The organism is Erwinia sp. GW821-FHT03D09 (assembly GCF_059420805.1).
In genome coordinates this window covers 143,035-155,934 of the sequence record NZ_JBWKUK010000007.1, presented here as the reverse complement: position 1 = coordinate 155,934, position 12,900 = coordinate 143,035, and the positions used below count along the sequence as shown (strand labels likewise).

The following is a 12,900-nucleotide window of genomic DNA, read 5'->3' as shown; positions in this document are numbered from 1 at the left end:
TATCGCCGCTATTTCATCGAATAATTTGAATAGAGGAGACAATTTTCTCCGCTATCAACACGATCCGATCCGGCGCAGACTACGTTAAAACATTGAGGAGAATTGAATATGATCTACTTACGTAAAGCACAGGATCGGGGCCACGCAAACCATGGCTGGCTGGACAGTTATCACACCTTCTCTTTCGCTAACTATTATGACGCCAACTTTATGGGCTTCTCCGCGCTGCGGGTGATTAACGAAGACGTAATTGATGGCGGCCAGGGTTTTGGCACCCATCCTCATAAAGATATGGAGATCCTGACCTACGTGCTCTCCGGTACCGTGGAGCATCAGGACAGCATGGGTAACAAAGAGCAGATCCCGGCGGGTGAGTTCCAGATTATGAGCGCGGGCACCGGCGTACGTCACTCCGAGTACAACGCCAGCAAAGACGTGCCGCTGCATCTGTATCAGATCTGGATTATCCCGGAAAGAACCGGCATTGAGCCGCGCTACGCACAGCGCCGCTTTGATGATGTGCAGGGCCGTCAGCTGGTGCTGTCGCCGGATGCGCGCGACGGTTCACTGAAGGTTTACCAGGATATGACGCTGTCCCGCTGGGCGTTTAAAGCGGGCGAGCAGGGCACCGCAGAAGTGGCAGAAGGCCGTAAGACCTGGATTCAGGTGGTGAAAGGCGATATCACCGTGAATGGCAAAGCGGCCACCATCAGCGACGCCTTTGCTATCTGGGATGAGCCATCGCTGGAGATTATCGCCAGCAGTGATGCCGAAATCCTGCTGTTCGATCTGCCGCCGGTTTAAGCCGCGGGAAGATAACTGCATCACACTTCGGGCGCGGGAAACCGCGCCCTTTCTCTATTTCCCGCGCATTTTTGTTACACTCAGCCGGATACCGACCAACCAGCTGAAGCCTAATGAAGAAAAAAAGACCGGTACTTCAGGATGTTGCCGACCGTATCGGCATCACCAAAATGACCGTCAGCCGCTATCTCCGTAACCCCGAGCAGGTTTCCGCCGCGCTGCAGGGCAAAATTGCCGCCGCGCTGGATGAGCTGGGCTACATTCCTAACCGTGCGCCGGATATGCTCTCTAACGCCACCAGCCGGGCGATTGGCGTGCTGCTGCCGTCGCTGACCAACCAGGTCTTTGCCGACGTTCTGCACGGCATTGAAACCGTTACCGATGCGGCGGGCTACCAGACGCTGGTCGGCCACTTCGGCTACAGCCCGGAGAAAGAGGAGCTGCAGCTGCGCTCCCTGCTGGGCTGGAATATCGACGGCCTGATCCTGACTGAACGCACCCACACCGCCGCCAGCCTGCGCATGATTGAAACCGCCGGCATCCCGGTGATTGAGATGATGGACAGTGTCTCTCCCTGCCTGGATATGGCGGTGGGATTCGATAACGTTGAGGCGGCGCGGCAGATGACTCAGGCTATTTTACAGCGCGGCCATCGGCACACGGTTTACCTCGGTGCGCGGCTGGATGAGCGAACGCTGCAAAAAGAGCGCGGTTACGCCCAGGCAATGCGCGAGGCGGGACTGGAGCCAAAAACCGTGATGATGGAAGCTGCCTCGTCGTTTACCGCCGGTGCGATGCTGCTGCGCGAGGCGCAAAAGCGCTATCCGCAGACCGACAGCCTGTTCTGCACCAACGATGACCTGGCGGTGGGCGCGATGTTTGAGTGCCAGCGGCAGGGGCTGCGGGTACCGGAACAGATGGCGATCGCCGGTTTTCACGGCCACGATATTTCCAGGGCCACTACCCCGCAGCTGGCTACCGTGCAGACCCCGCGCGAACAGATGGGCCACGCAGCCGCCGCGATGCTGCTGGCGCGCATTCGCGGTGAAGAAGTCGATTGTGGGCCGCTGGATATCGGCTTCACGCTGTCTATGGGCGAAAGTATTTAACCCCGACGGACGCATTCGCGTCCGTTATCTCTTTGTGCCTCCCTCACGCTGTTTTTGCCGTTTTTTTGAAGCTCCTCACACTTACCAGCTTTTCCCGCCGCAGCTGTTGCCATAATTTGTACAGCACCAGACAATGTTACCGATAACAAATTGCCGTTCACACCTGCTTATGACTCTGACGGAGCAAAAATAATGACCTCATCTCCCCCGTCCAATCACGTATTCGTACTGATGGGCGTATCCGGCAGCGGCAAATCCGCCGTGGCCAATGCCGTTGCACATGAACTGAAAGCCGCCTTCCTTGACGGCGATTTCCTGCACCCGCGCGCCAACATTGAAAAAATGGCCGGTGGTCATCCGCTGGACGACGCCGACCGTAAACCGTGGCTGAAGGCGATTAACGACGCAGCCTTCGCCATGCAGCGCACCAATGACGTGTCGTTGATCGTCTGCTCGGCGCTGAAAAAGCACTATCGCGACATCCTGCGTGAAGGGAACCAGAACCTTTCCTTCGTCTACCTGAAGGGCGATTTCGACACCATCGAATCCCGCCTGCGCGCGCGTAAAGGCCATTTCTTTAAGCCGCAGATGCTGGTTACCCAGTTCGCCACGCTGGAAGAACCGGGCAGCGAAGAGAAAGATGTGTTGGTTATTGATATTAATCAGTCCCTTGATGACGTCATTGCCTCAACGCTGAAAGCCATTGACGGTGCCATCAACAAGACGAAGTAAGTAGGGTGTAATGAGTACTGCAACACTGGTTTTGACCGCAGCGGGTTCGGTATTACTGCTGCTGTTTTTAGTGATGAAGGCGCGTATGCACGCCTTTGTGGCGCTGATGTTAGTGTCGATTGGTGCCGGTTTGTTCTCCGGTATGCCGCTGGATAAAATCGCCCAGACGATGGAAAAAGGCATGGGCGGCACGCTCGGCTTCCTCGCCATCGTCGTAGCGCTGGGAGCGATGTTTGGCAAGATCCTGCATGAAACCGGCGCGGTCGATCAGATCGCCATCCGCATGCTGAAGGCCTTCGGTGAAAGCCGTGCGCACTATGCGATGGGTATTGCCGGACTGATCTGTGCGCTGCCGCTGTTCTTTGAAGTGGCGGTCGTATTGCTGATCAGTATCGCCTTCGCCGTGGCGCGCCGCACCGGGGATAACCTGGTAAAGCTGGTGATTCCGCTGTTTGCCGGAGTTGCGGCAGCAGCGGCGTTCCTGCTGCCGGGGCCTGCCCCGATGCTGCTGGCCTCGCAGATGCACGCCGATTTCGGCTGGATGATCCTGCTGGGGCTGTGTGCGGCGATCCCGGGCATGCTGATTGCCGGTCCGCTATTTGGCCGCTTTATCAGCCAGCACGTACAGTTCACACCGCCAGCGGAGAGCGAGCATCCCGAATTTGATGAGAGCAAGCTGCCATCGTTTGGCTTCAGCCTGTCGCTGATTCTGTTCCCGCTGGTGCTGGTGGGACTGAAAACCATCGGCACCCGCTTTACCGAACCCGGTTCCCGCCTGTATGAGTGGCTGGAATTTATCGGCCACCCGTTTACCGCGATTCTGCTGGCCTGCCTGGTGGCGATTTACGGCCTGGCTTACCGTCAGGGCATGGATAAAGAGCGCGTGATGCAGATCTGCGGTGCGGCGCTACAGCCGGCGGGGATCATCCTGCTGGTGATCGGTGCCGGTGGTGTGTTTAAGCAGGTGCTGGTGGATTCCGGCGTGGGTCCTGCATTGGGCAATGCCCTGACCGGCGCGGGGCTGCCCGTTGCGCTGGCCTGCTTCGTCCTGTCCGGTGCGGTGCGCATTATTCAGGGCTCGGCGACCGTGGCCTGCCTGACCGCCGTGGGGCTGATTATGCCGGTGATTGAGCCGCTGCATTATTCCGGTGCCCAGCTGGCCGCGCTGTCGATCTGTATTGCCGGTGGCTCGATTATCTTCAGCCACGTCAACGACGCCGGTTTCTGGCTGTTTGGCCGCTTTACCGGTGCAACGGAAGGGCAAACCCTGAAGACCTGGACGATGATGGAAACCATCCTCGGAACGGTTGGGGCGGTTATCGGTCTGATTGCTTTCGAGCTGCTGTCGTAATAAATCAGAAGGGGCGGCGGAAACTGCCCTCCCCCTTCTGCGATTCTGTATATTACCGCTCTATGACGAGGTTTCGGCTCCTGATACGCCAAAACCCCTATAATCCTCGGTAAAACCCGCTCTGATGGTCGATTTAACAACGATAATAGGGTTGCTCCCGTTATCAGACATCCGCGTTAATACTCTTGCCTCACGCCGACGGCCGTGGATTATTAGCCCCTCTGCTAAAAAAATCCCCTTAATCGATTTAATTCACTTGCCACTTTTGCTGCACCTTGTAGATTTGGACAGAGTACATTCCGGTGATTTTAACTGAATTACGGGCGTTATCAGTGCAGGCCCGAGGTAAAGGTAGATAATGAAAACTGTAGGACTTGTCGGTTGGCGTGGCATGGTTGGTTCCGTGCTGATGCAGCGTATGATCGAAGAGCGTGACTTTGACGTTGTACGCCCGGTGTTTTTCTCCACTTCCCAGCACGGCCAGGCCGCGCCGGAGTTCGGCGGCCGTTCTGCCGGTACGCTGCAGGATGCGTTTGATATCGATGCGCTGAGCGCACTGGATATCATCATCACCTGCCAGGGTGGCGATTACACCAGCGAAGTTTATCCAAAACTGCGTGCCGCTGGCTGGCAGGGTTACTGGATTGACGCTGCTTCCACGCTGCGCATGAAGGACGATGCGATTATTATCCTCGACCCGGTGAACCACCAGGTTATCCACGACGGCCTGAACAACGGCATTAAAACCTTCGTTGGCGGTAACTGCACGGTCAGCCTGATGTTGATGTCGCTGGGCGGTCTGTTTGCCAACGATCTGGTGGAGTGGGCCTCCGTTGCCACCTATCAGGCGGCATCCGGCGGCGGCGCACGCCACATGCGTGAACTGCTGGCTCAGATGGGCATGCTGCATGACCACGTGGCGAAAGAGCTGCACAACCCGGCATCGGCGATTCTCGACATCGAGCGCCGCGTGACCGAGCTGACGCGTAGCGGCACTCTGCCAACCGATAACTTCGGCGTTCCGCTGGCCGGCAGCCTGATCCCGTGGATCGATAAGCAACTGGAAAACGGCCAGAGCCGCGAAGAGTGGAAAGGCCAGGCGGAAACTAACAAAATCCTGCGCACCGACAGCGTGATTCCGGTAGACGGTCTGTGCGTTCGTGTTGGTGCGCTGCGCTGCCACAGCCAGGCATTTACGCTGAAACTGAAAAAAGACGTGCCGCTGGATGAGGTAACCCAGCTGCTGGCTTCCCACAACGAGTGGGTGAAAGTGGTGCCGAACGATCGTGAGCTGACTATGCGTGAGCTGACGCCTGCTGCGGTAACTGGCACGCTGAATACCCCGGTGGGCCGTCTGCGCAAGCTGAATATGGGGCCGGAATACCTTTCTGCCTTCACCGTTGGCGATCAGCTGCTGTGGGGTGCGGCTGAACCGCTGCGCCGTATGCTGCGCCTGCTGGTGGGCTAAACGGCTGCGCTTTCCCCTGTCGCCTGCGGCAGGGAAAAGTATCTGTATGTTATATTCTGATTCAGTAATTATCACTAACGGCATGACCCGCTATTACCTGTTTTTCTGAATACCCGATCTACCGTTTTGAGTTTTTCCGCCTGAGTCGGGGTTCTCCCCAGCTGGCGCTTAAGAAGTTTCTGACATTCCTGCCTTACGCCCTAACAGCAGTACAGTTTGATGTGAAAGAAATATTTTTACGCTTTCGTACCCGGCTATTGTTGTCACCTGGCTATGCTTAAATCAGTCGTTGTTCCATCAGCAAATAATAGTTTCGCTTCAGGGTTTATTATCGCGTGCTGCGATGGTTTTTCCAGCGGATGGTCATATCCCCTGCAGCATGCCATTAAGCTCAACGAAGAGCAGAGCATGTCCGAAACGTTTTTAACGTTCGGTCATCGTCTGCCGTCTATCATGGGAAGAAAGTCATGTCAGAGCTTGCCGATCGTCGTGTGATTAATGCCTTACTTTCTGGTCACCTCGCTGACCCTTTTTCTCTATTGGGTATGCATCAAACCAACAAGGGCCTGGTGGTTCGCGCGCTGCTGCCGGACGCCAGCGAAGTCTGGGTGATTGAAACCAGCACCGGGCGCAAATGCGCGCAGCTGGAGTGCCTGGACGGGCGCGGTTTTTTTCAGGCGGTGATCCCGCGGCGTAAAAACCTGTTTCGCTATCAGCTGGCTGTCACCTGGCACGGCCAGCAAAACCTGATCGATGATGCCTACCGTTTTGGCTCGCTGCTGCCCGAAATGGACAGCTGGCTGCTGGCGGAAGGTACGCACCTGCGTCCGTACGAAAAAATGGGCGCGCATGCCGATGTTATTGATAACGTCATCGGCACGCGCTTTTCCGTATGGGCACCGAATGCCCAGCGCGTTTCCGTCGTGGGCGAGTTTAACTATTGGGACGGCCGCCGCCATCCAATGCGCTTCCGCCGTGAGCTGGGCGTATGGGAGCTGTTTATTCCTGCGGCCCGGCCTGGCCAGCTGTACAAGTTCGAAATCGTCGATGCTCACGGCCAGCTGCGGATGAAGGCCGACCCGTATGCCTTTGAAGCCCAGATGCGCCCTCAGACGGCCTCGATGATCTGCGGCCTGCCGGAAAAAACCGAAATCGCCCCAGAGCGCCAGCGTGCCAACGGCTTTGACGTTCCCATCTCAATTTATGAGGTGCATCTGGGTTCCTGGCGTCGCCATACCGATAACAACTTCTGGCTGAGCTACAAAGAGCTGGAAGAACAGCTGGTCCCTTATGCCGTGGAGATGGGCTTTACCCATCTGGAGCTGATGCCGATTAACGAGCATCCTTTTGACGGCAGCTGGGGCTATCAGCCGCTGGGCCTCTACGCGCCAACCCGTCGTTTTGGTACCCGCGACGAATTCCGTTCGTTTATTGCGGCCGCGCACAACGCCGGGCTTAACGTGCTGCTCGACTGGGTACCGGGCCACTTTCCGTCAGATGAATTTGGCCTGTCGAATTTTGACGGCACCAATCTGTACGAACACAGTGACCCGCGTGAAGGCTATCACCAGGACTGGAATACCCTGATTTATAACTTTGGCCGCCGGGAAGTGAGCAACTATCTGGCGGGCAATGCGCTGTACTGGATCGAACGTTTTGGCATTGATGGCCTGCGTGTGGATGCCGTGGCCTCAATGATTTATCGCGACTACAGCCGTGCAGAAGGTGAATGGGTACCGAACTATTACGGCGGGCGGGAAAATCTGGAGGCGATCTCCTTCCTGCGCTACACCAACCGCACGCTGGGCCATGCCGCGCCGGGTTCCATCACCGTTGCTGAAGAATCGACGGACTTTAACGGCGTCTCGCGTCCGCCGGAAATGGGCGGGCTGGGCTTCTGGTTCAAGTGGAACCTCGGCTGGATGCACGACACGCTCGACTACATGAAGCTGGACCCGGTTCATCGCCGCTACCATCACAATCTGATGACCTTCGGCATGCTCTACAACTACACCGAGAATTTCGTGCTGCCGCTGTCGCACGATGAAGTGGTTCACGGTAAACGATCGATTCTCGACCGCATGCCGGGAGACGCCTGGCAGAAATTTGCCAACCTGCGCGCCTACTACGGCTGGATGTTCGGCTTCCCCGGCAAAAAGCTGCTGTTTATGGGGAACGAGTTTGCCCAGGGGCGCGAGTGGAATCACGACAGCAGCCTCGACTGGCACCTGCTGGAAGGGGAAGACAGCTGGCATAACGGCGTGCAGCGGCTGGTGCGCGACCTCAACCACACCTACCGCGCTCATCCGGCCCTGTATCAGCTCGACTTCGAACCCGCCGGGTTTGAGTGGCTGGTAGTGGATGACTTCGAAAACTCGGTATTTGTCTACGTGCGCCGTGACCGCGATGGTAATGAGCTGATCGTCGCCAGTAATTTCACTCCGGTGCCGCGCTATGACTACCGCTTTGGCATCTCACAGGGCGGGCGCTGGCGTGAAGTGCTGAACACCGATTCAGGTCACTATCACGGCAGTAATCTCGGTAACGGCGGCACCATTGATACCGACAGCTGGGGAAGCCACGGCCGCAGCCACTCGCTAAGCCTGACGCTGCCACCGCTTTCCACTCTGTGGCTGGTTCGGGAGGCGTAATGGCACCGATACGTTCGGGTAAACCGCAGCCCCTCGGGGCCAGCTACGACGGCAAAGGCGTTAACTTTACGCTGTTCTCTCAGCATGCGGAGCGCGTAGAGCTGTGCCTGTTTGATGAGAATGGCCGAGAGAAACGTGTCGATCTGCCCGCACGCAGCGGTGATATCTGGCACGGGTATCTGCCTGCCATTCATCCGGGCCAGCGCTACGGCTATCGGGTACACGGCCCGTGGGCTCCGGCACAGGGGCAGCGATTTAACCCGGCGAAGCTGCTGATCGATCCCTGCGCGTATCAGGTAGAGGGGGAAGTGTGTGACGATCCGCGCTTCCAGTGCGGCGATCGGGAACCGGACACGGCGGATAACAGCAGCATTGCGCCGAAATGCGTGGTACTGGCCGATAACTTCGACTGGGAAGATGATGCCGCACCGCGGGTTCCCTGGGGCAGCACGGTGATTTATGAGGCCCACGTTCGCGGGCTGACCTGCCAGCATCCCGATCTCCCGCCGGAGATTCGCGGTACCTATGCCGCGCTAGGGCATCCGGTGATGATTCGCTATTTTCAGCAGTTGGGTATCACCAGCCTAGAACTGCTGCCGGTGGCCTGCTTCGCCAGCGAACCGCGCCTGCTGCGCATGGGGCTGACCAACTACTGGGGCTACAATCCGCTGGCCTGCTACGCGCTGGATACCCGCTATGCGGCGGGTGACAATGCTCGGCAGGAGTTTCAGCAGGCAGTGAAAGCGCTGCATCAGGCGGGGATCGAGGTGATTCTGGACGTGGTGTTTAACCACACGGCGGAGCTGGAAGAAACCGGGCCGATGCTGTCGATGCGCGGCATTGATAACCAGAGTTATTACTGGCTGACGGAACAGAGCGAGTACCAGAACTGGACCGGCTGCGGTAACGCGCAAAACCTCAGCCATCCGCAGGTGATGGCCTGGGCGCTCGACTGCCTGCGCTACTGGGTGGAGGTGTGCCACGTTGACGGCTTCCGCTTCGATCTGGCGACGGTATTAGGCCGTACTCCGGGCTACCAGCGTGATGCACCGCTGTTCCAGGCGATCGCCGCCGACCCTCTGCTGTCAAAATGCAAAATGATCGCCGAACCCTGGGATATCGGGCCGGGTGGCTATCAGGTGGGCAATTTCCCATGGCCGTTTGCCGAATGGAACGATCACTTCCGCGATGCCGCCCGCCGTTACTGGCTGCATAGCGACCTTTCCAACGGTGAGTTTGCCCGGCGGTTTGCCGCTTCCAGTGATGTTTTTCAACGTGACGAGCGGCCACCTTCCAGCAGTATTAATCTGATCACCGCGCACGACGGTTTTACCCTGCGCGATGTGGTCAGTTTCAATCAAAAACATAATGAGGCCAACGGCGAAGATAACCGTGACGGCAGCAGCAGCAATTTCAGCCATAACCACGGCGTGGAAGGGCTGCACGCACCGCTGCTGGTTACGGAGCATCGCCGCCGCAGTGTGCATGCGCTGCTGACCACGCTGCTACTGGCGCAGGGAACGCCGATGCTGCTGGCAGGCGATGAGCACGGCCACAGCCAGCACGGAAATAATAATGCCTATTGCCAGGATAATCCGCTGACCTGGCTTGACTGGCTGCACCGCGATAGCGGGTTATTTTCCTTTACTGCCGCACTGATCCATCTGCGCCGCCGCATTCCGGCGCTGCAAAGCGATCGCTGGTGGCAGGAAGGTGATGGGAACGTTGAATGGCTGAACCAGCAGGGCCAGCCGCTCAGCGCCAGTGAGTGGCAGCAGGGAGCGCATCGTTTGCAAATCCGGCTTTCGCAGCACTGGCTGATTGTGCTCAACGCCACCGAAGAAGTGTGTGACCTGATTTTACCTCAGGGAAATTGGCACGCCATTCCGCCCTTTGCCGGGGACGATAATCCGATCCGGTCAACTGTCTGGCATGGTGCAGCGCACGGTGTGTGCGTGTTTCAGGAAAAATAATACCAGGAGTATTGCATGGTCAAACTCAATAAGAACGACTCCCTGATGCTGGCAAGACAGCTGCCAACGCAAACCGTTGCGCTGATCCTTGCCGGTGGACGCGGTACCCGGTTACGCGATCTCACCGCCAAACGCGCCAAACCGGCGGTTCACTTCGGCGGCAAGTTTCGCATTATCGACTTCGCACTCTCTAACTGCCTGAATTCAGGCATCCGCCGCATCGCGGTGATCACCCAATATCAGTCGCACACGCTGGTGCAGCATATTCAGCGCGGCTGGTCGTTCCTGAATGAAGAGATGAATGAGTTTGTCGATCTTCTGCCTGCCCAGCAGCGGCTATCGACAGAGCACTGGTATCGCGGCACCGCCGATGCGGTCACGCAGAACCTTGATATCATCCGGCGCTACCGCGCGCAGTACATCGTTATTCTGGCAGGCGATCACATCTATAAGATGGACTACTCCCGCATGCTAATCGACCACGTCGAAAACGACGCGCGCTGCACCATCGCCTGCCTGCCGGTACCGCTGGAAGAAGCCAGTTCGTATGGCGTAATGAAAGTGGATGAAAATAACCGCGTGGTGGAATTTCTGGAGAAACCCGCCGATCCGCCGTCGATGCCCGGTGATGACAGCAAGGCGCTGGCCAGTATGGGCATCTACGTATTTGACGCCGACTATCTTTATCGCCTGCTGGAAGCCGACCAGGAGCTGCCGGAGTCCGACCACGACTTCGGCAAAGATTTGCTGCCGAAGATCGTTGCCAGCGGTGAAGCACTGGCTCACTCCTTCAATCTGTCCTGCGTGCAAAGTGGGGAAGCCGTTGAGCCCTACTGGCGCGATGTCGGTACGCTGGAAGCCTACTGGAAGGCAAACCTCGATCTGGCTTCGGTCACGCCGGAGCTGGATATGTACGACAGTACCTGGCCAATTCGTACCCATATGGAGCCGCTGCCGCCGGCGAAATTCGTTCAGGACCGTTCCGGTAGCCATGGTATGACAATGAATTCACTGGTGTCGGGAGGCTGCATTATCTCCGGCTCGGTGGTAGTGAACTCGGTGCTGTTCTCCCGCGTTCGAATCAACTCCTTCTGCAATATTGAGTCGTCGGTATTACTGCCGGATGTGGAGGTGGGACGTTCCTGCCGCCTGCGCCGCTGCGTGATAGACCGCGCCTGCGTGCTGCCAGAAGGAACGGTGATTGGCGAAAACCCGGATGATGATGCCCGGCGTTTCCACCGATCGGAAGAGGGAATTGTTCTGGTCACAAGGACCATGCTGGCGAAGCTCGGCTGGATCAGCTAGGCGGAAAAACGTGATGGCCTGATGGCATCACGTTCTGGCACTGTTTAGGAGCCGATAATGCAGGTGTTACATGTCTGTTCAGAGATTTTCCCGCTACTAAAAACCGGCGGGCTTGCTGATGTTGTTGGAGCATTACCGGCGGTGCAGATTGCAGAAGGAATGGATACACGCGTATTACTTCCGGCATTCCCCGATTTGAAAAAGGGAATTACCGATGCGGTTGTGGTGGCGAAACTGCAAACTTTTGCCGGCTATGTCGAACTGCTGTTCGGGCACTATAACGGCGTGGGGATCTATCTGATCGATGCACCGGGATTGTACGATCGTCCCGGCAGTCCGTATCACGATGAATCACAGTTTGCCTATACCGATAATTATCTGCGTTTCGCACTGCTGGGCTGGATGGGATGCGAAATGGCCTGCGGGCTGGATACCTTCTGGCGTCCGGATGTGGTTCATGCGCACGACTGGCATGCCGGGCTGACCTGTGCCTATCTGGCCGCGCGCGGGCGTCCGGCAAAGTCGGTGTTTACCGTGCATAACCTGGCATATCAGGGGCTGTTTAACGCGCACCACATGGAGCAGATCCAACTGCCGCGCTCGTTTTTCAATATGTACGGGCTGGAGTTTTACGGCCAGATCTCCTATCTGAAAGCGGGCCTGTACTACGCCGACCATATTACGGCGGTCAGCCCGACCTACGCCCAGGAGATCACCCAGCCGGAGTTTGGCTACGGTATGGAAGACCTGCTCAAGCAGCGCCAGCTGGAGGGAAGACTGAGCGGTATTCTTAACGGCGTCGATCCAGCCATCTGGGACCCACAGCATGATCCGCTGCTGACGGCACGCTATAACCGTGATGTCCTGGACACCAAAGTTGAGAACAAGCGCCAGCTGCAAATCACTATGGGGCTAAAAATTGACGAAAAAGCGCCGATTTTCGCCGTGGTCAGCCGCCTGACTAAACAAAAAGGATTGGATCTGGTGCTGGAAGCATTGCCTGGCCTGCTGGAGCAGGGTGGGCAGCTGGTGCTGTTGGGGGCCGGAGATGCGGTTCTTCAACAGGGGTTCCTGGCGGCAGCAGCCGAGTATCCCGGCCAGGTCGGCGTGCAGATCGGCTACCACGAGGCGTTTTCACACCGCATCATGGGCGGCGCGGATGTGATTCTGGTGCCCAGCCGTTTTGAACCCTGCGGACTCACCCAGCTTTACGGCCTGAAGTACGGCACTCTGCCGCTGGTGCGACGTACCGGTGGTCTGGCCGATACCGTTAATGATTGTTCGCTGGAAAACCTCGCAGACGGTATCGCCAGCGGTTTTGTGTTCGAAGATAGCAACGCGTGGTCACTGCTTCGCGCTATCCGACGTGCTTTCGTCCTCTGGTCCCGTCCTTCGCTCTGGCGCTATGTTCAGCGGCAGGCTATGGGGATGGATTTTAGCTGGCAGGTGGCTGCTGTGGCCTACCGCGATCTCTATCAACGTTTGTTGTAACCTGACGATGGGAAAC

Annotated in this window: 9 protein-coding genes; all 9 read left to right on the top strand. The window is 57.5% G+C overall.

Annotated elements, in window-relative coordinates; translation table 11 throughout:
- Window positions 1-108: 108 nt before the first annotated feature.
- The 9 genes from AC07U6_RS08825 (at window position 109) to glgA (ending at window position 12,884) form a co-directional block, all read left to right on the top strand.
- Window positions 109-804: a pirin family protein gene (locus AC07U6_RS08825; protein WP_494764058.1), complete on the top strand. Its 696-nt coding sequence runs from the start codon at window positions 109-111 to the stop codon at window positions 802-804.
- A gap of 113 nt (window positions 805-917) precedes the next feature.
- Window positions 918-1,913 (top strand): gluconate operon transcriptional repressor GntR, encoded by a 996-nt coding sequence (gntR, locus tag AC07U6_RS08820; RefSeq protein ID WP_494764059.1) that lies wholly within the window; start codon window positions 918-920, stop codon window positions 1,911-1,913.
- Between the two features lie 192 nt (window positions 1,914-2,105).
- Complete coding sequence (gntK, locus tag AC07U6_RS08815) at window positions 2,106-2,645, top strand: gluconokinase (protein WP_494764060.1); 540 nt, start codon at window positions 2,106-2,108, stop codon at window positions 2,643-2,645.
- A gap of 10 nt (window positions 2,646-2,655) precedes the next feature.
- Window positions 2,656-3,996, top strand: coding sequence for a gluconate transporter (gntU, locus tag AC07U6_RS08810; RefSeq protein WP_494764061.1), 1,341 nt, complete (start codon window positions 2,656-2,658; stop codon window positions 3,994-3,996).
- A 358-nt stretch (window positions 3,997-4,354) separates the two neighbouring features.
- Complete coding sequence (gene asd, locus AC07U6_RS08805; protein WP_105592180.1) at window positions 4,355-5,464, top strand: aspartate-semialdehyde dehydrogenase; 1,110 nt, start codon at window positions 4,355-4,357, stop codon at window positions 5,462-5,464.
- Window positions 5,465-5,931: 467 nt separating this feature from the next.
- Window positions 5,932-8,115 carry a 1,4-alpha-glucan branching enzyme gene (glgB, locus tag AC07U6_RS08800; RefSeq protein WP_494764062.1) on the top strand — a complete coding sequence of 728 codons (2,184 nt, stop codon included), beginning with the start codon at window positions 5,932-5,934 and terminating at the stop codon, window positions 8,113-8,115.
- On the top strand, window positions 8,115-10,088 hold the full coding sequence (glgX, locus tag AC07U6_RS08795; RefSeq protein ID WP_494764063.1) for a glycogen debranching protein GlgX: 1,974 nt from the start codon (window positions 8,115-8,117) through the stop codon (window positions 10,086-10,088). Before glgB ends, glgX begins: the two co-directional genes overlap by 1 nt.
- Before the next feature lie 15 nt (window positions 10,089-10,103).
- Window positions 10,104-11,393, top strand: coding sequence for a glucose-1-phosphate adenylyltransferase (gene glgC, locus AC07U6_RS08790; RefSeq protein WP_494764064.1), 1,290 nt, complete (start codon window positions 10,104-10,106; stop codon window positions 11,391-11,393).
- A gap of 57 nt (window positions 11,394-11,450) precedes the next feature.
- Window positions 11,451-12,884: a glycogen synthase GlgA gene (glgA, locus tag AC07U6_RS08785; protein WP_494764065.1), complete on the top strand. Its 1,434-nt coding sequence runs from the start codon at window positions 11,451-11,453 to the stop codon at window positions 12,882-12,884.
- The last annotated feature ends 16 nt before the right edge of the window (window positions 12,885-12,900 follow it).